17 protein-coding genes are annotated in these 20,446 nt (G+C 68.7%); 14 read left to right on the top strand and 3 right to left on the bottom strand.

All coding sequences use genetic code 11. The annotated features are described in order from the left end of the window. Nucleotides 1–75: 75 nt before the first annotated feature. The 10 genes from D187_RS40170 to D187_RS40125 all read left to right on the top strand — a co-directional run bounded on the left by D187_RS40170 (nucleotide 76) and on the right by D187_RS40125 (nucleotide 13,222). Nucleotides 76–1,908, top strand: a complete 1,833-nt coding sequence (locus D187_RS40170) for a serine/threonine-protein kinase (protein WP_002626066.1) — start codon at nucleotides 76–78, stop codon at nucleotides 1,906–1,908. Beyond that, the gene (locus tag D187_RS40165; protein ID WP_002626065.1) at nucleotides 1,905–2,855 is read left to right on the top strand and encodes a hypothetical protein; all 951 of its coding nucleotides are present in this window, start codon (nucleotides 1,905–1,907) and stop codon (nucleotides 2,853–2,855) included. The genes D187_RS40170 and D187_RS40165 overlap by 4 nt, the downstream gene beginning before the upstream one ends. 14 nt (nucleotides 2,856–2,869) lie before the next feature. Further along, the gene (locus D187_RS40160) at nucleotides 2,870–4,777 is read left to right on the top strand and encodes a sigma 54-interacting transcriptional regulator (protein WP_002626064.1); all 1,908 of its coding nucleotides are present in this window, start codon (nucleotides 2,870–2,872) and stop codon (nucleotides 4,775–4,777) included. A gap of 137 nt (nucleotides 4,778–4,914) precedes the next feature. Next, on the top strand, nucleotides 4,915–5,445 hold the full coding sequence (locus tag D187_RS40155; protein ID WP_043434060.1) for a hypothetical protein: 531 nt from the start codon (nucleotides 4,915–4,917) through the stop codon (nucleotides 5,443–5,445). Beyond that, complete coding sequence (locus D187_RS40150; RefSeq protein ID WP_002626062.1) at nucleotides 5,442–7,076, top strand: peptidase associated/transthyretin-like domain-containing protein; 1,635 nt, start codon at nucleotides 5,442–5,444, stop codon at nucleotides 7,074–7,076. The genes D187_RS40155 and D187_RS40150 overlap by 4 nt, the downstream gene beginning before the upstream one ends. Nucleotides 7,077–7,170: 94 nt before the next feature. Beyond that, a complete protein-coding gene (gene argC, locus D187_RS40145; protein WP_002626061.1) occupies nucleotides 7,171–8,235 on the top strand; it encodes an N-acetyl-gamma-glutamyl-phosphate reductase in 1,065 nt (354 codons plus the stop codon). Next, on the top strand, nucleotides 8,232–10,307 hold the full coding sequence (gene argJ / locus D187_RS40140) for a bifunctional glutamate N-acetyltransferase/amino-acid acetyltransferase ArgJ (protein ID WP_002626060.1): 2,076 nt from the start codon (nucleotides 8,232–8,234) through the stop codon (nucleotides 10,305–10,307). The genes argC and argJ overlap by 4 nt, the downstream gene beginning before the upstream one ends. Before the next feature lie 25 nt (nucleotides 10,308–10,332). Continuing rightward, a complete protein-coding gene (argR, locus tag D187_RS40135) occupies nucleotides 10,333–10,818 on the top strand; it encodes an arginine repressor (protein WP_002626059.1) in 486 nt (161 codons plus the stop codon). Next, entirely contained in the window at nucleotides 10,815–12,260 is a 1,446-nt protein-coding gene (gene argH, locus D187_RS40130) for an argininosuccinate lyase (protein ID WP_002626058.1), read from the top strand. Before argR ends, argH begins: the two co-directional genes overlap by 4 nt. After that, nucleotides 12,257–13,222 carry an ornithine carbamoyltransferase gene (locus tag D187_RS40125; RefSeq protein WP_020918597.1) on the top strand — a complete coding sequence of 322 codons (966 nt, stop codon included), beginning with the start codon at nucleotides 12,257–12,259 and terminating at the stop codon, nucleotides 13,220–13,222. The genes argH and D187_RS40125 overlap by 4 nt, the downstream gene beginning before the upstream one ends. A gap of 211 nt (nucleotides 13,223–13,433) precedes the next feature. Here D187_RS40125 and D187_RS40120 read toward each other — a convergent pair whose 3' ends face one another. Continuing rightward, complete coding sequence (locus D187_RS40120) at nucleotides 13,434–14,447, bottom strand: NAD-dependent epimerase/dehydratase family protein (protein ID WP_002626048.1); 1,014 nt, start codon at nucleotides 14,445–14,447, stop codon at nucleotides 13,434–13,436. Nucleotides 14,448–14,550: 103 nt separating this feature from the next. Between D187_RS40120 and D187_RS57285 the strand changes: the two genes are divergently transcribed. Together D187_RS57285 and D187_RS51110 are read left to right on the top strand one after the other, a co-directional pair. Next, nucleotides 14,551–15,009 carry a LysR family transcriptional regulator gene (locus tag D187_RS57285; protein ID WP_051256760.1) on the top strand — a complete coding sequence of 153 codons (459 nt, stop codon included), beginning with the start codon at nucleotides 14,551–14,553 and terminating at the stop codon, nucleotides 15,007–15,009. Nucleotides 15,010–15,452: 443 nt separating this feature from the next. Continuing rightward, the gene (locus D187_RS51110; protein WP_002626047.1) at nucleotides 15,453–17,009 is read left to right on the top strand and encodes an ATP-binding protein; all 1,557 of its coding nucleotides are present in this window, start codon (nucleotides 15,453–15,455) and stop codon (nucleotides 17,007–17,009) included. Between the two features lie 42 nt (nucleotides 17,010–17,051). On the opposite strand, the gene D187_RS51105 is transcribed toward D187_RS51110, so the two are convergent. Continuing rightward, entirely contained in the window at nucleotides 17,052–18,113 is a 1,062-nt protein-coding gene (locus D187_RS51105) for a TauD/TfdA family dioxygenase (RefSeq protein WP_002626046.1), read from the bottom strand. A gap of 729 nt (nucleotides 18,114–18,842) precedes the next feature. On the opposite strand from D187_RS51105, the gene D187_RS40100 reads away from it, so the two are divergent. After that, on the top strand, nucleotides 18,843–19,031 hold the full coding sequence (locus D187_RS40100) for a hypothetical protein (protein WP_002626044.1): 189 nt from the start codon (nucleotides 18,843–18,845) through the stop codon (nucleotides 19,029–19,031). A gap of 54 nt (nucleotides 19,032–19,085) precedes the next feature. Here the strand turns inward: D187_RS40100 and D187_RS40095 are convergent, their stop codons facing one another. Next, on the bottom strand, nucleotides 19,086–20,012 hold the full coding sequence (locus D187_RS40095; protein ID WP_002626043.1) for a hypothetical protein: 927 nt from the start codon (nucleotides 20,010–20,012) through the stop codon (nucleotides 19,086–19,088). Between the two features lie 78 nt (nucleotides 20,013–20,090). On the opposite strand from D187_RS40095, the gene D187_RS40090 reads away from it, so the two are divergent. Beyond that, nucleotides 20,091–20,375 carry a hypothetical protein gene (locus D187_RS40090; RefSeq protein WP_002626042.1) on the top strand — a complete coding sequence of 95 codons (285 nt, stop codon included), beginning with the start codon at nucleotides 20,091–20,093 and terminating at the stop codon, nucleotides 20,373–20,375. Nucleotides 20,376–20,446 lie beyond the last annotated feature (71 nt).

Genomic DNA, 20,446 nt, shown 5'->3' with positions numbered 1-20,446 from the left:
GCACCCCGACTTCGCTGTCATACCCGCCGCCTTCTGCCTGACACGCGCGCCCGTCTCCCACCTCGTTCCGCCTCCATGACGCTCATCGGCAGTCACATCGGGCGCTACCGCATCCTCGAGGAGCTGGGCTCGGGGGGCATGAGCGTCGTCTACAAGGGGCTCGACACCGCGTTGGACCGGGAGGTGGCGGTCAAGGTGCTGCACCCCCACCTGGCGCACAAGAGCGAGTCGCGCCAGCGCCTGGCGCGCGAGGCCCGGGCGGTGGCGAGGCTGCACCACCCCAACATCCTCGAGGTGTTCGACTTCTCGGCCGAGGGAGCGCGCGAGGCCTTCCTCGTCACCGAGTACGTGCGTGGCCGCACCCTCAAGGAGTACGTGGACGGCCAGGGCCCGCTCGAGCCCCCCGAGCTGGCCGCGATGATCGTCCATGAGATCGCCGCCGCGCTCGCCCACGCGCACGAGGCCGGCGTCATCCACCGCGACCTCAAGCCCGAGAACGTCATGGTGCGCGAGGACGGGGTGCTCAAGCTGATGGACTTCGGCATCGCCCGGCTGCTCGACGCCGAGGAGCGGATGACGCTCACCGGCGCGCTGGTGGGCTCGCCCGCGCACATGGCGCCGGAGATCATCGAGGGCCACGAGGCCGGGCCCGCCGCGGACATCTTCTCGCTGGGCACCATCCTCTACGGGCTCATCACCGGCCGGCTGCCCTTCACCGCCGCCAACGCCACCGCCACGCTCAAGCGTATCCTCGACGGCGCCTACGAGGATCCCCGCCAGCGCGTGCCCACGCTCTCGGACGAGCTGGCGGACATCTGCGCCACGTGCCTGGCCCGGCAGCCCTCGCGGCGCTACGCCCACGCGGGCGCGCTGCGCGACGCGCTGGCCGACTACCTCGCCGGGCTCGGCTTCGCGCGCGTGGGCGAGGAGCTGGTGTCCTTCTTCGCCGACCCGGCCTCGTACCAGAAGCTGATGCGCCCGCGCATCATCGCCTCGCGGCTCGAGCGCGGCGAGCGTCTGCTCGCCGAGGGCCGCACGCCCCGGGCGCTGGCCTGCCTCAACCAGGTGCTCGCGCTCGATGGCACCAACGCGCGCGCGCTCACCCTGCTCGAGGGCCTGGAGCGGCAGCGCCGCCGCAAGCGCTGGCGCACGCGGGGCGCGCGGATCGGCGGAGGGTTGCTGTTGGTCTCGGCGCTCGGTGTGGGGGTCCACCTCGCCTTGAACCAGCTCGAGGCCCCGCGGCGGACCGAGGCGCCCCCGCCCGCCCCCCCCGTCTCGCCCCCGGCCTCGGCGGCCGAGGCGGCCAGGGCGACGCCCTCCGCCCCCCCCGAGACGGTGTCCACCGCGAAGCCCCCTCCGGCCCCGCTCGAGCGGCGACCCGCGAGCGACAAGAAGCCCGCCCCACGCCCCGCGGCCCAGGCCTCCATGGCCCAGGCCCCCGCGGTCCAGGCCCGCGTGCCCGTCTCCATCCTGGTGCGGCCCTACGGCTACATCCGCGTGGATGACGGAGCGCGCAGCGCCGAGCCGCTCGCCCAGCACTCGGTGGCGCTCCTGGCGGGCATGCACACCATCACCATCTCCTGCGACTACTGCGAGGACGCGCGCGAGAGCATCGAGGTGCGTCCGGGGGCGGAGAACGTCTTCCGGCTGCGCGCCCAGCTCAAGGCCTCGCGGCTGTCCTTCGACCTCGAGCCGGCGGATGCCCTGGTGCGCGTGGGAGAAGTGACGCGCACCGCCCGGGACACGCAGGCCCGCCCCTTCGACATTCCCTCGGTCCGTGGCCCCGCGGTCTTCCAGCACCGCGTGGAGTACGAGATCAGCCGCTCGGGCTACCGCACCGAGAAGCGCGTGGCCTACGTCGAGCCGGGCAAGTCCGACATCGTGAGAGGAGTGCTCGTCCCCGAATGAGCCGCTGCCTGCGCCTGCTCGTCGTGCTCGGGCTGTGGGTGCCCGGGATCACGCTCGCCGCGGATTGGGTGGACGAGGAGGTGCCCGCCCTGCGCGCCACCTACGAGTACGGCCACTACGCCGAGGTGCTCGAGCGCGCGACGAGCCGCATCGACCGGGGGCGGCTGTCCGAGCAGGACTTGCTGGAGCTGCACAAGCTCGCGGGGCTGAGCGCCTTCCACCTGCACCACACCGACGAGGCCACGCGCCACTTCCGCGCGCTCTTGCGCCTGGATCCCGACTTCCACCTGGATCCCTTCGCGGTGCCGCCCCCGGCGGTGAACTTCCTGGACACCTTGCGCGAGCAGATGGGCGAGGAGCTGGAGCGGGTGCGCCAGGAGCGCCGGGCCCGGCTGGAGCGCGAGCGCGCGGAGGCCGAGCGCCGGGAGCGCGAGCGCGCGGAGGCCGAGGAGCAGCGCCGCCGCATGGAGGAGATGTCGCGGCAGGTGACGGTGCGCCAGGTGGAGAAGCGCAGCCTGCTGGTGAACTTCGTCCCCTTTGGCGCGGGCCAGTTCCAGCAGGGCCGCACGAGCATGGGCGCCCTGTTCGCGGCGACCGAGGGCCTGCTCGCCGCCACCAGCCTCGCCACCTACTTCGCCCACCAGGCGCTCTACAGGACGGAGAAGGTGTCGGTGGATGACGTCCGCGGCCCCCGGGAGGTGCAGGTGCGCTACATCCCCACCAGCAACAAGGATCAGGCCGAGCTGTTGTCGACGATCAACAGGAACACGGCCCTGGGCTTCTACGGAGTGTATGCCCTGGGCGTGCTCGAGGCGCTGTGGCGTCACCAGGACGAGGTGGTGAGCACGCGCATCGAGACGCCCCCGGACCCGGCCGCGCCCCGGGCCCGGCTGCACCTGGTTCCCTCTTCCGGTGGCGCGAGCGCCGGCTTCACCCTCGCCTTCTAGGAACGCGTCCGCTCATGGCCAGCCTCACCATCCGCTCTCCCCAGGGCAAGGTCCGCACGGTCCTGCTGCACAAGCGCATCACCAGCATCGGCCGCTCGGCCGACAACGACGTGGCGCTGGAGGATCCGTCCGTGCCGGACAGCGCCCTGCACGTGCTCTTCGATGGCGCGCGCTACCAGCTGGGCAGCCTGGGCGCCACCTTCCAGGTCAACGGCAAGAAGCGCGACAGCGCCGTGCTCGCCACCTCCGACGTCATCCGCGTGGGCGCCACCGAGCTGGTGTTCACCCGCGAGGAGGCCGCGCCCGGCCCCGCCGCCCCGGCCTCGCCCCCGCTGTCCCTCACCCACCAGGCCGAGCCGACGGCGGATCCCGACTCCACCACCCGCGAGGTGCCCGGCGTGGTGGGGCGCGAGCTGCTGCTCTTGCGCCGCCTCACCGCCTTCAGCGCCCGGGTGCTCGGCGGCGGTGCCAGCCGGGACACGCTGCTGGAGAGCCTCCTGGACGAGGCCATCGAGGTGACGCGGGCGGACAAGGGCTTCCTCATCCTCCGGGAGAATGGCGAGCTGCGCGTGAAGGTGGCGCGCAACCTCTCGCGCGAGAACCTGGAGGACGCGGTGGAGCGCGTGTCCGACTCCATCATCGAGAAGGTGGTGCGCACGCGCCAGCCGCTCATCCTCAGCGACGCGCTGGAGGATCCCGAGTTCAAGGTGAGCAAGTCCGTGGTGAACCTGCAGATGCTCTCCGTCATGTGCGTGCCGCTGGTGCGCGACGACGAGCTCTTCGGCGTGCTCTACGTGGGCAACGATCGGCTGGTCAACCGCTTCGAGCCCAAGAGCCTGGACATGCTCACCATCTTCGCGGCCCAGGCGCTCTTGCTCATCCACAACGCGCTCCTGGTGAACGAGCTGAAGCTGGACAACACCGAGCTGCGCAAGCGCCTGGATGACACGCGCTACGGGGAGATCGTCGGCGCCTGCCAGGGCATGCTCGACGTGTACAAGCGCATCGACAAGATCGCCCCCACGGACATCTCCGTGCTCATCACCGGCGAGACGGGCACGGGCAAGGAGCTCATCGCGCGCGAGCTGCACCGCCACTCGCCCCGCGCCAAGGGGCCCTTCGTCACCATCAACTGCGGCGCCATTCCCGAGAACCTCCTGGAGAGCGAGCTGTTCGGCCACGTGCGCGGCGCCTTCACCGGCGCGGTGAACACCAAGATGGGCCGCTTCCAGGCGGCCATCGGCGGCACGCTCTTCCTCGACGAAATCGGCGAGATGCCGCTGCAACTCCAGGTGAAGCTCTTGCGCGCCCTGCAGGAGAAGGTCGTCTACAAGGTGGGCGACCACCGCGGCGAGCCCGTGGACATCCGCGTGGTGACGGCCACCAACCGGGTGCTGGAGGAAGAGGTGCGCAAGGGCACCTTCCGCGAGGACCTCTACTACCGGCTCAACGTGGTGACGCTCAAGCTGCCCCCCTTGCGCGAGCGCGGCGAGGATCTGTTCGTGCTCGGCAAGTACTTCCTGCAGAAGTACACCAAGGAGTTCGGCGCCCGGGCCAAGGGTTTCTCCCCCTCGGCCACGGTGGCCATGAAGAAGTACGGCTGGCCAGGCAACATCCGCGAGCTGGAGAACCGCATCAAGAAGGCCGTGGTGCTCTCGGACAAGCCGCTGCTCGGGCCGGATGACCTGGACCTCAAGCCGGAGAACCTGGAGCCGGTGCTGCCCCTGGCCGAGGCGCGCGAGCGCTGGCAGAAGCAGTACATCCAGGAGGTCTACGAGCGGAACAACCGCAACAAGACCAAGACGGCCAAGGATCTGGGCGTGGACCCGCGCACCATCTTCCGCCACTTCGAGAAGCTGGAAGCGGACAAGAGCGGCGAGCCCCTGCCTCCCGCCACGGACGGCGACGAGGAATTGTTGTAATTCATGACAGGGTTGTCACGGTTCGTTCCCCCCCCGTTCCCGTGACCCCCGGGTAAATGCGCATGGCGACGACGAAATCCCCCCCGAGTCGGCTGGCCAGCCAATTGCTAGGACTCTGCCTCCAAAAGGGGTGGGGTTTGGGGACCGCGGTCTGGGTCCTGGGCGGCTGTGTCCTACCCCAGGACGAGTACTACCTGGACGGGCTGCCCTTCCCACGCAACGACCCCCCCCGGATCGTGGAGAACCTGGTGCAACCCCCCTACCGCATCCTCCGAGGCTTCGGCTCCGTCCCCCTCTGCGCGCTGGAGTTCTCCATCATCGTGGAGGATCCCAACGTGGGCGACACGCTCACGGCGTACTGGTACGTGGACTACGATCCCAACCAACCGCGTGGCGCGGACCGGGAAGTGACCCTGCTGCCCAAGGGCAACGATCCGAGACGTGAAGAGCGCCCCACCATCAAGCCCATCTTCAACTCGGCCGAGTTCAGCCGGCTGAACACCCCGGGTGACCATGTCGTCGAGGTGGTCGTCTCCGACCGGGCCCTCCAGGGGCGGGTGCCCCAGGCGGACATCGTCCAGCTGCCCAACGGCGAGACGCTGACCAATCCCGGCTACGCCACGTCCTATGTGTGGTTCGTGCGGACCGAGCGGGGAAATTGCCCATGAACCGCTCGGGCATGGGACTGTTGGCGAGGGTACTGCTCGCGGGGGTGCTGCTGCTGGGCTGTGGCCAGTCCTTTGGGGATTGGGTCCTGGGCTGCCGCGATGACGGCGACTGCGCGGACGACCAGGTGTGCTTCGTCGACGGGTGCGGCGATCCGGGCAGGAACCTCGTGGTGGAGGTCGTCCCCAACCCCAAGGAGGGCCTGTTCGCCCAGGATCTGAGGGTGGACGAGCTGCGCGACCAGCAGACGCTGTTGCTCAGCGGCCCCTCCACGCTCCGGGCGCGGGTGCGCGTGCAGGGGCCGACCTCCAGCACGGCCTACTCCGCCCCCATCACCCTGCGCATCTCGGGCGAGAGCCTGCTCATCCCCGGAGTGCAGCGCAGGCAGGAGGCCAGCACGTTGGATCCCAACGCCGAGGGCATCTACTCGCTGTCGGTGGCCTCGGGGCGCTACGCGGTGGAGCTGCTCACCGCCAACAAAGAGCTTCCTCCCCTGTCCAGCAGCAGCGACGTGCAGCCGGGCAGCAGCGCCATGCTCGACTTCCTCCTGCCCGATCCCTCCCAGCTCGTCCGGCTGACCGCCAGGGTGTTGCGCTACGACAAAGAGCTCATGCCCGCGGACGTGCCGCTGGAAGTGCAGGCGCTCGATGAGCGGAAGAATCCGCTGACCCAGCGGGCGGAGGTGAATGGCCCCACCGGGCTGTTCTCCCTGGTGTTGCGCCGGACGGACTTCGAGCGCGACTCGCTCACCCTGCGGGTCACCTCCACGAACGACCTGGTGCCCCAGATGCTCGTCCACCTCGATCCGAGCCGGGCGCTGCTCGAGCCCATCCTGCTGCCCGACTATGGGGAGCCGGTGCGGCTCCAGGGACGGGTGGTGGACCCGCAGGGCAAGCCGGTGGCCGGGGCCACGCTCTTCGTGTCGGGCTCGGTGCTGGGCGGCGGGCAGTACCGCAGCCCGCAGGTGGAGTCCCAGGGGGATGGCACCTTCGAGCTCCTCACGCTGCCCAGCTCCCCGTTGGGCAGCAACCGCGAGCTCCTGCTGACCATCCTGCCGCGAGCGAACTCCCCCGCCGGCTCCACGGAGACGAGCATCGTGGTGCCGCGCGTGAGCGTCTCGAAGCTCGGGGACGTGGTCTGCCAGCAGCGGCGCAAGGTGGAGGGCACCGTGCTGGGGCCCGTCGGCTCGCTGCCCGCCGCGGGCGTCCTGGTGGAGGCCACACTGCTCAAGGAAGTGGCGGGCACGCCCCGGCCCGCCTCCAGTCGCGTCGAGGCGCTCCGCCGCACGGACGAGGCGGGCCACTTCGAGCTCTGGCTGGATCCCGGCGTCTACCGCTTCGACTTCACCTCCCTGGAGAACCTGCCCCGCTTCAGCCGCATCGTCACGGTGCACCCCTGGGTGTCGCCCCCGCCCGCCACGCCCCAGGAAGTCTCCGTCACGCTGCCCAAGGGCCGCCGCGTCACCGGCTATGTCCGCCTCGGCGAGGGGAGCGGGCAGCAGCCCGACGTGCCCAACGCCGCCCTGCGCTTCTACCGCCTGGTGGCCGTGGAGGGAGAGAACTCCGCCCTGCTGCTCGGCGAGACGACGTCGAACGCGGCTGGCGCCTTCTCCACCACCCTGCCCCTGCCCTGAGGCTCCGCCCTCCGGGGCACGGGGGCCCGCCGCCGCGTCCGCCACGTATTTGCCCCTTGCGTGTATGCAGCATTGCGAATATCCATGCACGCTCATGCATAAGGCGGCGATCGGCATCATTGGCGCGTCCGGCTACTCCGGCGTCGAGGCGACCCACATCCTGGCGGCCCACGGGCAGGTGGAGCTGCGGCTGGTGACCAGCGACCGCTGGAAGGGCGAGTCGGTGGGCCGCCGGCTGGGAATCATGGGCCCCGTGGGGCAGCTGCGCTATGCGCCGCTGGACCAGAGCGCCGAGCTGGCGCGCGAGTGCGAGGTGGTGCTGCTGGCCACGCCCGCCGAGTCCTCGCTGGAGCTCGTGCCGGGGCTGCTCGAGGCGGGCGTGCGGGTGATCGATCTCTCGGGCGCCTTCCGCCTCCAGGACACGGCGGCCTACCCGTCCTTCTACAACTTCACCCACGGCTCGCCCGCGCTGCTGGCGGAGGCGGTGTATGGCCTGCCGGAGCTCGTCTCGCGCGAGCGCATCGCCCGGGCGCGGCTGGTGTCCAACCCGGGCTGTTACGCCACCGCGTGCGCGCTGTCCGTGGCGCCGCTGTTGCGCGCGGGGCTGCTCGACGAGGGCTCCATCATCTTCGACGCCGCCTCGGGCACTACGGGCGCGGGCCGCAAGGGCAACGAGGACATGAGCTTCAGCGAGGTGGACGAGGACTTCCGCGCCTACCGCGTGCTGCGCCACCAGCACACGCCGGAGATCGCCCAGACGCTCGCGGGGGTGGCCGGGCGTGCCGTGCCGCTCACCTTCACCGCGCACCTGTTGCCACTCAAGCGCGGCATCCTCGTCACCGCCTACGCGCGCCTGGCCCAGGGCGCCACCGCCGCCGAGGCCCGCGCCGCCCTGGAGAAGAGCTACGCGGACTGCCCCTTCCTCTCGGTGGAGTCCTCGCCGGACGCGGTGGGGCTCAAGGCCGTGGTGGGCACCAACCGCTGCACGGTGGGGCTCGCCGTGGACGCCACGGGGCATGATCCGGGCCGCGTGGTGGTGACGGCGGCGATCGACAACCTGGTCAAGGGCGCCGCGGGCCAGGCCGTGCAGAACCTCAACCTCATGAAGGGCTGGGAGGAGACGCTCGGCCTGTCCACCCTCCGGGGCTTCACTCCGTGAGGGTCCCTCCGGGATTCTTCTTCTCCGGTCAGCACGCCGGCCTCAAACCCCAGCGCAAGGACGTGGCGCTCGTCTACAGCGACACGCCCTGTGCCGCCGCGGGCTGCTTCACCGCCAACAAGGCCCGCTCCGCGCCCGTGCAGGACGCCGAGCCCCGCCTGCCCGCCGCGGACGTCCAGGCCGTGCTCGTCAACTCGGGCAACGCCAACGCCCTCACTGGCGCCGCGGGGCTCGAGGCCGTGCGCACCCTGCGCGAGGAGCTCGGCCAGCTCCTCTCCGTCTCCCCCTCCGCCGTGCTCTGCGCCTCCACGGGCGTCATCGGCCATCCGCTGCCCGTGCCCAAGGTGCGCGCGGTGCTCGCCCCGCTCAAGGAGGGCCTGCGCCCCGAGTCGGATGCCGCCGCCGAGGCCATCATGACCACCGACACGCGCCCCAAGCAGGTGTGGCGCTCGGTGCGGCTCTTCGACCGGGACGTGACGGTGTCCGCCATCTTCAAGGGCTCGGGGATGATGCACCCGTCGCTCGCCACGGTCATCGCCGTCATCGTCACCGATTGCGCCATCGCCCCGGAGCCGCTCGCCACCGCCCTGCGCCAGGCCGTGTCCTGCTCCTTCAACAGCCTGACGGTGGACGGGGACATGAGCCCCAACGACACCGTGTACGCGCTGGCCAACGGCCGGGCGGGCAACCCTCCCCTCACCGGCACCGGGCCGGAGTGGGACGCCTTCACCAGCACCCTGACGGAGCTGTGCCAGGAGATGGCGCGGGAGATCGCCGCGGACGGCGAGGGCGCCACCAAGCTGCTGGAGGTGGAGGTGACGGGCGTGCCCACCCCGGCGATCGCCCAGGATCTGGCGCGCGCCGTGGCGGGCTCCACCCTGGTGAAGGCGGCCGTCTTCGGGGCCGATCCCAACTGGGGCCGGGTGCTGGCCACCGTGGGCGCGCGCGCTGGCACCCAGGGCTACGCCGTGGACCCCTACCCCGCCCGGGTCAGCATCCAGGGCGTCTGCGTCTACGAGGGCACGCCCCAGCCCTACGACGCCACGGTGCTCAAGGCCCGCATGCGCGAGCCCGAGGTGCGCGTGGAGGTGCACCTCACCGATGGCGAGGCGTCCGCCGTGGCGTGGGGGTGCGATCTCTCGTACGACTACGTGAAGATCAACGCGGACTACACCTCGCTCATCGTGTCCAAGCCGGACGGCGGCGTGGGCAAGGATGACCGGCTGGCCAACTACAGCCCCGCCTTCAAGACGACGCTGCTCGTCGAGTCGCTCTCGTACATCTCGCGCTTCCGCGGCAAGCGCTGCGTCATCCGCTACGGCGGCGCGGCCATGGTGAAGGAGTCGCTCAAGCAGGCCTTCTGCCGCGACATCGAGCTTTTGCGCTCCGCGGGCCTGCAACCCATCATCGTCCACGGGGGCGGGCCGGAGCTCACCCGCACGTTGGACAAGCTGGGCCTGCGCCAGGAGGGCGTGCTCGTCTCGGACGACTCGGGCCTCAAGGTGGTGGAGATGGTGCTGTCGGGCTCGGTCAACTCCGACCTCGTCACCATCCTCAACAACATGGGGGACCGGGCCGTGGGCCTGTCCGGCAAGGACGGGGCGATGATCCGCGCCCGGCGCATGTCCAGCGAGGACGGGCGCTCGCGCGAGCACGTGGGCGAGGTGACGCGCGTCAACCCCGAGTTCCTGGAGATGATGCTCGGCCAGGGCTATGTGCCCGTCATCTCCCCGGTGGGCCTGGGCGAGGACGGCCTCACCTATGACCTGGGCTCGGACGTGGTGGCCGCCGAGGTGGCCACGGCCCTCAAGGCGCACAAGCTCGTCTACCTGCACGACGCACCGGGCATCCTCAAGGACAAGGAGCTCTTCAGCGAGCTGACGGCCGCGCAACTCCAGACCCACCTGGACGCCGGCGCCTTCAGCGGCAGCATGCAGACGCGCGCGATCATGGCCATCAAGGCCATTGGCGGGGGCGTGGAGCGGGTGCACGTCATCGACGGGCGCGTGCCCCACAGCCTCATCGCCGAACTCTTCACCGACAAGGGCGTGGGCACGCTTGTCACCCGTTGAGCCAGGACCCCGGAGGCCCTACAACGTGAGTCCGCTTCGGAACAATGGAGACAAGGCCGCGCGCCAGGACGCCATCCGCCGCATCGTGCGCACGCACCAGGTGGGTACCCAGGAGGAGCTGGGACAGCTGCTCTCGCGCGAGGGCTTCGACGTCACCCAGGCCACGCTCTCGAGGGACCTGGCGCAGCTGGGCGCCATGCGCGTGTCCCTGCCCGAGGGCGGCACGGTGTACGGCCTGGAGGCGGCCCCCCCGCGCGGGGGCGAGTCCCGATTGATGGAGCTGGGGGAGATGATCCTCTCGGTGGAGGACAACGAGATGCTCGTCGTCGTCCGCACCCGTCCCGGCTCCGCGCCCCTGGTGGCCTCGGCCATCGATCACGCGCGGCTGCTCGAGTGCCTGGGGACGCTCGCCGGAGATGACACCATCTTCGTCGCCCCGGCGCGGGGCCGCTCCACGCGCACGTTGAACCGGAAGTTGAAAGCCTTCTTTGGAAAGGAAGACACCCCATGACGATTGCCAAGACGGCCGCGACGGGCGGAACCGGCCTCCACCCGGAAGTGTTGGCCTTCACCAGCTCGCTGTCGCTCGACAAGGCCCTGCTGCGCGAGGATGTGGTGGGCAGCCTCGCCCACCTCACCATGCTCTCGCGCACCCGCCTCATTCCCTCCGAGGACGCGCGCGCCATCCGCGAGCAGCTCGTGGCCATCTGGAAGGCCTCCCAGGCGGGCACGCTGCGGCTGGCCGACGAGGAAGACGTGCACATGGCCGTGGAGGTGGAGATCACCCGCGTGCTGGGTGAGCGCGCGGGCCTGCTGCACACCGGGCGCTCGCGCAATGATCAGGTGGCGGTCGACCTGCGGCTGCACGTGCGCGAGAAGGTGGCCGAGACGCTCGGCGTGCTGGCCACGCTCATCGAGGGCCTCGTGGCCCGGGCCGAGGCCGAGCGCGGCGTCATCCTCCCCTCCTATACGCACCGCCAGCGCGCGCAGCCCATCTCCCTGGCCTACCAGCTGTGTGGCTACGCGGCCATGTTCGTCCGGGACGTGGACGCGCTCGGCTTCGTGCTGCAGAGCGTGGCGCCGATGCCCCTGGGCGTGGGCGCCATCGGCGGCACGTCCCTGCCCATCGATCGCGAGGTGACGCGCGAGCTGTTGCGCTTTCCCCGCGTGACGATGAACGGCCTGGACACGGTGGGCGACCGCGACTTCGCCATGGACTTCGCGTACGCGGCGATGCGCTCGCTGCTGCACGCCAGCCGCGTGGCCACGGACTTCTACGACTTCGCCTCGCCCGAGTTCGGCTTCGTGAAGCTGGACGGGGAGATCGCCTGCGGCTCGAGCATGATGCCGCAGAAGCGCAACCCGGACGTCTTCGAGCTCATCCGTGGCAAGGCGGGACGCGCGGTGGGCAACCTGACCAACCTGGCGGTGCTCGTGAAGGGCCTGCCGGTGGGCTACAGCCGCGACCTGCAGGAGGACCGGCAGGTGTTGCTGGAGACGGGGCCGCTGCTCACCAGCGTGCTGTCCATGCTCCACCTGGCGCTGGGCAAGGTGTACTTCGACAAGGAGAAGTGCCTGGCCGCGGTGGAGTCGGACTACATGCAGGCCACGGACGTGGCCGAGGCGCTGGCGATGAAGGGCATTCCCTTCCGCACGGCCTACAAGTCCACGGGCGCGCTGGTGCGCGCGTGCCAGGAGAAGGGGCTGCCGCTGGCGCAGGTGACGCTGGAGCTGGCCCAGTCGGTGGATGCGCGCTTCGACGCCGAGGTGCTCAAGAGCGCGGATCCGCGGCGCGCGGTGGAGCGCAAGGCCAACGCGGGGGGCACCGGCCCCGCGTCGGTGGAGAAACAACTGGTGGAACTCAAGTCCCACGCGGCGCGCGCGCGGGAGATGGCCACGGCCATCCCCCGGCTCGCCACCCTCTTCGACTCGCTGCAGGAGGCTGCACTGTGAAGCAAGACTTCCTCTCCCTGGCGGACCTCACCGAGGCCGACTACCGGTCCCTCTTCGACCGGGCGCATGCCCTCAAGGCGAGTCGCAAGCGCAAGGAGGTGGTGACGACGCTGGCCGGCCGCCACCTGGTGGCGGTGTTCGAGAAGGCCTCGACGCGCACCCACCTGTCCTTCGAGGCGGCCATGTACCAGCTCGGCGGCACGGTGACGACGATCACCTCGGCGAGCAGCCAGATCGCCCGCGGCGAGACGATCGAGGACACCGCGCGCGTCATCTCCGGCTACGCGGACTGCATCATGTTCCGCACCTTCGGGGACGACCGGCTCCAGGCGTTCGCCAAGGCGTCGGCGGTGCCCGTCATCAACGGCCTGTCCGAGGGAGGCCATCCGGTGCAGGTGCTGGCGGACCTGTTCACGGTGGAGGAGCGGCTGGGCGGAGTGAAGGGCAAGACGGTGGCGTTCCTGGGTGACTGCGCGAGCAACATGGGCCGCTCGTTCGTGGAGGCCACGCGCTTTTTCGACTTCCACCTGCGGCTGGGCTGTCCCGAGGGCTACCGTCCGGCGGCGTCGCTGCTGGCCGAGGCCGGGGGGCGCGTGCACGTCACGGCGGACCCCTCCGAGGCCGTCCAGGGCGCGGACGTGCTGGTGACGGACGTGTGGACGAGCATGGGCCAGGAGGCCGAGTCCGCTCGGCGCATGAAGGATTTGAATGGCTACCAGCTCGACGAGGCCCTGCTGGCCCAGGCGAAGCCGGGCGCCATCGTGCGGCCTGCCTGCCAGCGCACCGCGGCGAGGAGATCTCCGCGGGGGTGCTCGACGGTCCCCAGTCGGCGGTGTGGGACGAGGCGGAGAACCGCATGCACGTGCAGAAGGCGCTCATCGAGCGGCTCATCCTCGGCTGAGCCCCGGCGGCTCCCGGCGGCCCCTCCCCGCCGGGAGCGTCTCCATCGCACTCATAGATGAAGTCGCGGCGGACGGGCCCCTTGTGACATCCGTGTCGGGGCCGATGTCATCCAGCGCATGCAGGACGTTGTCCTCCGCGGTCACACCGCGCCAGGGTGAGCGTGCCTATTTCAGGCACACCTTCAAGCGCTCCACTGCAGCATCAGGCCGTCCCATGAAGGTGTCGAGCAGGCGTTGCTCGACGCCCACCTCTTCCCAGACAGCCGAGCGCTCAAGTCCGACACACTCCTGGGGCTCCGGCGGCGTCGCGCACATGTTGGTTCTTGGCGGGAACTATCGCCTCGTAGGCGAGGCGGTATTCTTCGATCGCCTCGGCGAAGGTCGCTCGCCGTTCCTTCCAGCCGATGACGGCGCGGATTTTGTCCGAGCCAACCCACTGCCAGGAATTGGCGAGGCCGTGCACGGAGTTTAAATTCAAACCCGAACCGTCTTCCGGCGCGGCAAACTCCAGCGTGAGCCCATAAGAGCGCGCCAGCGCCTCTCCGATCTGCTGCGCCGTCTCATATCGCGCGTTTGAGATGTTGAAGGCTTGGCCCACAACCCCGCTGCGGTTCGGATGCTCAGCGAGCATCACATAGGCCTCGGCACAGTCATCGACGTGGCAGGAGTGCATCACGGCGTTTGGATCGGCCATGAACCTGAGGACGCCATCACTCTTTGCTGCCAGATCGAACAGCGAACCGTAGAGACTGGATGACAATCCATAGACGATCGTCGGGCGCAGGACGATCGCGTCATAGGGCGTCTGAACCTTGTCGAGCAGCGTCGCGCCGAGCGTGCACCGCGCAATCAGCACCTCAGGAGGATTGAGCGGGCTGTTTTCCGTGTGGGGGGCAAGCGCTGCATCGCCGTGCTTTTCGGCCATCATGCCGTAATCTTTGCAACCACTGGAGAACATGACCAGCGGACGGACTCCGGCGTCCTCGCTCCGGCGCACGATCGTGTTCATCATCGTGCGAACCTTCGCCAGATGGTCGACCGCATTCTTGGGGTCTTCGGTATTCGACACGATCACGTCGAACACCGAGCCCTCGGTCTGATCCAGGAAGGACAGATCTTCCGGCGTACCGATGACCGGGTGGATCTCATGACGAGCCAGATCGTTGGCCGCCTCCGCGCGCCGGACCAGGCCGTAGACCTTCCACCCGGCGCGGCTGAACGCCTTGGCGACCGCGTTTCCGATGTAGCCGTTTGCGCCCGTCACGAGGACTGTCTTTCGGGTCATGCGCCGTTCTCCTTTGTGAGTGACTTCTCCAATCCTCAATGTAGTCTGCTGATTGACGAATGAGGCTCCCCACTCTGGCCCCCGATGTTCCCCAAGAGGTTGGATGGACGATCTGAATGTCATACGGATATTTCTGGCCGCAGCCGACGCGGGCAGCTTCGCCCAAGCGGCTCTCAAGCTCCGCGTCACCCGGTCTGCGGTCGCCAAGGCGATCGCGAGGCTGGAGGCGCAGACCGGGACGCGGCTGTTCCACCGAACAACCAGGGTCGTGTCGCTCACCGACGAAGGGCGCGCCCTTCAGGTCCGATGCGCCCGGACGATCGCCGATCTCGAAGGGGCGATCGACGATCTGCCCAGTCGCCGCGATGAGCCGCAGGGCATCCTTCGCATGACCTTGGTGGTGTCCGAGGCCACCACCGTGCCGAGTGCGTTCAGCCGCGAAGAGGATGGGCTTGGATGCAAGCCGATCGAACTCTGTATCAGGACTCTCGGTCTTGTAGTCGTAGAAGGCATCATGCATTCGCGTCAGCGCCCTCCCGTAGCCGAGAAGTGCGTGACGTAGAACTCATCCGCGATGTCGATCGGGGTCTCCGCCCCTTCCACGGCCGCGCTGACGGTCAAGCAGACCAGGAGAACACTACCGGCCGCGGCGGCGATCGATCCTCCGGTGACGATGAGCTCTCCGGCCGCACCGCCAGCCCCCTGCTTCTTCCACTGCTGTGGCGCCCTCTGGCCAGAACCAAGGTCGTGGCTGCTCAGCCCTCGTGGCCCCGGTACCAGGGCGTCGAGGCGGAATGAGGGCCGTGCCGAGGGAGAGGGTTGGCGCCGCGCATCGCGGTGGTCTGCTTTTTTGTACCGGTGTTTCACTCCGGCTGAATTGTTTCGGAGGGGGGAGCAAGAAACGCTCCTCGCGAGTAGAATCCGGGAAACTCGAGGTGAGCTGCTTTGGGCTTTTCGTCCGACTCCGCGAAGACTACTCCGTCCACCCCTTCCGACGCGTCCGCTGTGGCTCGCGGCCCTGCAGAGCAGCAGCTCCAACGCTCCAACCGCCTGCTCCAGGCCCTCACCGAGGCGCAGCTGGAGTTCATCGAGGGCAGTGGTACGAGTCGACTTTTCAACAAGTTACTCGGGGTACTGCTCGATTTGACAGACAGTGAATACGGCTTCATTGGCGAGGTGCACCACAACGAGGATGGCTCGCCCTTCCTGCGGACCCACGCCATCACCAACATCGCCTGGACGGACGAGCTGAGGGAGCATTACGCCCGGATGGCGCCCACGGGCATGGAGTTCCGCAACCTCCGTTCTCTCTTCGGAGTCGTGCTCACCCGGAAGGAGCCGGTGGTGGCCAACACGCCCGCGACGGACTCGCGCCGGGGTGGCATCCCCGAGGGACACCCCGCCTTGCGCGCCTTTCTGGGTCTGCCCTTCAAGTCCGGTGGAGAGATGGTGGGGATGGTGGGCATCGCCAACCGCCCCGGAGGTTATGACGAGGGGGTCATCGAGTTCCTCCAGCCCTTCCTCTCCACCTGCAGCAGCGTCATCCTGGGGTGGCGCAGTGAGCAGCGACGGCGGCGCGCCGAGGAGCTGCTGCGCCAGAGCGAGGAGGAGCTCCGCCACCACCGCGACCAGTTGGAGGCGCTGGTGCAGAGCCGGACCGCGAAGCTGAGGCTCGCCACCCGGGAGCTGGAGGCCCAGCAGCTCCAGATCCATCAGTCCGAGCGCATGGCCTCGTTGGGACAGGTCGCGGCCGGCATCGCCCATGAGATCAACAATCCCATGGGCTACATCATGAGCAACCTGTCCTCGCTCACCCAGTACGTCTCGTACTTCACGCGGCTGCTGCGGCTCTACACCGAGCTGGAAGAGGCCATGGGTCCAGAGCGAAAGAGGCCGCCGGACGAGCTGCTCGAGCGCCTGCGCGCCTTGCGGCAGGAGGAGAACCTGGACTACCTGCTCGGAGACGTGGACGAGCTGCTCCAGGACTCGCGCGCGGGGGCCCAGCGCGTGAAGGACATCGTCCACAGCTTGAGGAGCTTCGTCCGGGAGGAGACCGCACAGCCACAGCTGGTCGACCTGAACAAGGAGCTGGCCACCGCGTTGAAGATGATGATGCATCAGTTCGAGGGCCGGTGCGAGGTGCGGCACGACTACGGGCAGGTGCCGCTCATCCGTGGCTACCCCACCCAGCTCAGCCAGGTGTTCACCAACCTGCTGAGCAACGCCGCCCATGCCATCACGGAGCGGGGGGAGATCCGCGTTGCCACGCAGCAGGAGGAGAATATGGTGGTGGTGCGCTTCTCGGACACGGGGCATGGGATGCCGCCAGAGGTGCGCGCCAAGCTCTTCACCCCGTTCTTCACCACCAAGCCCCCTGGCAAGGGAACGGGGTTGGGCCTGTCCATCAGCTACAACATCATCACCCGCCACCAGGGCCGCGTCGAGGTGCAGAGCCAGCCAGGTCAGGGCACCACCTTCATCCTCCGGTTCCCCATCGCGAACGACGAGACGGGTCCGGCAAAGAGCGTGAAGCCCCAGGTCCTCGCGGACGACGCCGCGTGACGGCCTCCCGCGCCCGGTGGCGCGGGCCCGTCACTTGGGGGCTCAGGGGACGTTGGCGGGCATGTCGATGATGCGGCGTCGACCGGGCGCGCGCCGCTCCGTGCACGCCTCCAGACGGCTCGCGCTCACGTAGGTGAGCAGGCACCAGCGATCCGTCCCATCGTAGTGCGACTGGAACGGCGAGCGCTTGTGGATGCTCCGGCGGTTGTCGAAGAGGGCCACGTCCCCGGCGTCCAGACGCACCCTCAGGGCGCAAGCCTCCATGACCTCATCCAGCGCCTTCAGCGCCTCGGCGGCCTCCGGGTCCAGGGGGCGGTGCACGTCCTGGTCGTAGAAGATGAAGGGGCGCTCCTGCGTTCCGCGCAGCAGGGGCACGAGCGGGTTGCGGTTGCCGCGCACGTCCACCTCGTCGTAGTCGTACTCCACGCCCTCGGCCATGAAGCGCGGCTGGGCGAGCACCTCGCGCTGCCGGGGCGTGAGCCGGGCCAGGATGTCATCCAGGGCGGAGAACGAGGTGACGGCCGCGCGCTCCGGATCCGGACGCAGGCAGCAGAGCACCACGAAGTCCGGGGGCAGCGGATGGAAGGAAGCGTCCGTGTGATAGAACAGCTCCTCCAGCGAGCTCTCGCCGGACTGGGCGCGCTCGTGAACCTTCACCGGCGAGTTGTGCTCGAAGATCTCCCCCTCGTTCTGCTGGAGATAGCCAAAGGGCTCGCCGAGCGCTCGCGTGAAGGCGGCGGAGATGACCTCCCCCAGCAGGTTGCCCTCCATGCTGGGCCGCCGCGAGTTCAGGGGCGTGGGCGGCAGCGCGGGATCCGTGGGCAGCCCGGAGAGAACGATGAAGGGGTAGCGGCTCAGTCCGCTCTTGAACTCACAGACGGCTCGCCGGAGGGGCTCCGGAAACGAATGGAAGAGCAGCTCGGCCTCGAACAGGAAGCGCTCGGTCTCCGTGATGAGAGACGGCATCCGGCGCTCGGCGAGGAGCTTCTGGAGCTGGGCCCGGAAGGGGCGGCAGTCCAGCACGAGCCCCGAGTCCTTCTGGGGCGAGTGATCCGTCGAGGAAGCAGGAGCAACCAGGGAGATGTGACGAGCAGCGGAAATCATGCGGGGCCTCGTGGCTGACTTTCGGGGCAGTCCCAGGTTTTCAGGCAAACGCCTTCACTGCAACGCACATTGCATCATTTTCAAGAAAAACGGGATTTTTTCCTTCCGGGGCCGCTGGAGGTGACAACAGCTCCGCTCCTGGTATTGATTGGACCAGGGCTACATTTTGCCCTTTCGGAGTACATGTCGGGAGAGGTCTTCGCCTTCAGTACTTCTCCGGATGTGCGGTGCTTTTGGTTTGGGAAGGTATGCATTGCGAATCTTTGTCATCGGGAGGCGGAGAAGGGTTTTCTCGTCATGCGTTCAGCCCGGGACAGCAGCGGCCTCGAGGGTACAGACACGTAATGCTACATAGATGAACGAGGACGACCAACGCGCCCTGCCGGAGACACACCTCCTCCAGCTACGGATTTCGACCTTCCGTCCGGCGCAACCGCGGCTGGAAGCGGCTCCCGTTCCGCGGCCACGGCCAATACGGTTCTCGACGGCGTCACAGTGACCTCGCGGACCTTCTACTCTCAGGGGACGCGCACCCGCCGCTTTGAGCCGCGTCCGCTCCTCTGCGCGTGTCTATTTCAGGCGCACCTTCAAACGCTCCACTGCAGCATCAGGCCGTCCCATGAAGGTGTCGAGCAGGCGTTGCTCGACTCCCACCTCTTCCCAGACAGCCGAGCGCTCAAGCCCAGGCACTCCCTGCCCTGTGTTGTCTGTGGAGAGGAATCAAAGGGCTTGTTCGCCAATGTCGTCGTCGAGTCTTCGTGTGAGGACTGTGGAGAGCTCTTCGCCGTGCACATGGAGTGCTGGGACGAGCTGGCGCAATGCCCCGATTGCGCGGAGGGCGGGCCGGATGCCATGCAGGTGGCGACCAGCACCGCCACCACGGCGGTGCCGGATAGGAATCGCCGCAGGTTCCAGTGAGCAGACTCCCCGGCGCTCGAGACAGGCGCCGGGGAGGACTTCATCGCTCGCGGCTCAGCGCCGGGCGCGGCGGCGCATCAGCCCCAGCGCCCCGAGCAGGCCCAGGCCCCAGGCCGAGATCGCGGGACCGGTGGCGCTCGTGCAGCTCACGCCCTCGAGTTCCACCGAGGCGCCCCCGTCGAGGGACGACTTCACGGTGGAGGACTCATCACAGTCCGTGGCGCCATCGTACGTGATGACGGCGGTGTGGCCGTCCGACTTGATGGTGGTGGTGCCCGAGAGGGCCTCGTCGCCGCACTCCGACGGGTCCACCACCTCCGCCTTCGTCTCGACCTCGACCACGCCCAGCTCCGAGGTGCCGATGCGGCCCGAGCCGTTCCACGTGCGCCGCCCCGTCAGCTCCGACGAGCCCTCGTAGGTGCCCTGGTACGACCAGGCGCCGGAGTCGGTGCGCTCCACGCAGGAGTCCTCATCCAGACCCGAGACGTCCATGCGGATGTCCAGGTCGAACTCCTGCTTCGTGTCGGCTCCCTTGACGGAAGCGGTCCCCGCGAAGAGGATCTTCGTCTTGCCGCTCTTGCCCGAGCAGCTGGTGGTCTGATGGAAGCCGAAGTCCTTGTAGGTGAGGGTAGCGTTTTCGGACCCCTCCTTCTCGAGCTTCCGCTCCATGGAGCCGAACCACTCGTCGCCGTTCTCGTCCGTGCAGCCGCCCGTGAAGGTCGTGGTGGTGCCGTCCTTCTTCTGGGCGGGGCACGAGGTGTCCTGGGTGCCGCTGCCAATGCCCGTCAGGCCCAAGAGGAGCGCTACCTGGTTGGCGGCCACGTACACGTTGGGCGCGCTGGACGTCGCCGCCCACTGCTCCACGTCCGCCTTGGAGGACAGAGAGGCCTTCTTGTAGCCATTGAGGGCCTTGTCCGCCTCGCCGCCACACCCCACCCAGAGTCCCGACGCGGCCACGATGGCCAGCCAACGAAAGTGCATTGTATTCCCTCCCATGAGGCCCACGTCCGTCGCGGGCCACGGACCCTGTATCATCCCCGCCCGGGAGGAGGAAATCCGATGGCCACGTCACGCAAGGCGAAGCGCGTGGGGCCCATGACCCTGGAGGCAGTGCGCATAGGAAGGATTGAAGGCCCGTGGAGAGGTGGTGGAGTGGAGCGGAGGGGCCGAGGAGGGCCGCAGACGGGGGCGGCCCGAGCAGATCACAAGCTCACGGCCATCGAGAACGAGACCGTGCTGGTGAAACACTTCCAGGCGCTGCTGCATGCGGTGAACACGATGCAACTGGAGCGGTATGTGAAGCGTGACTTCTCGGACGTGTCCGAGAAGTACATCAAGGCCTGACGTCGGCTGAACGAGGGCCGTCCGCACCGCACAGGCCGGCCTTGCCGGTGACGGGGATGCGAGGCCCGATG

Source organism: Cystobacter fuscus DSM 2262 (assembly GCF_000335475.2).
Classification (GTDB): domain Bacteria; phylum Myxococcota; class Myxococcia; order Myxococcales; family Myxococcaceae; genus Cystobacter; species Cystobacter fuscus.
The sequence above is the reverse complement of the archived record's forward strand: the minus strand, read 5'-3'. Positions and strand labels throughout refer to the sequence as shown.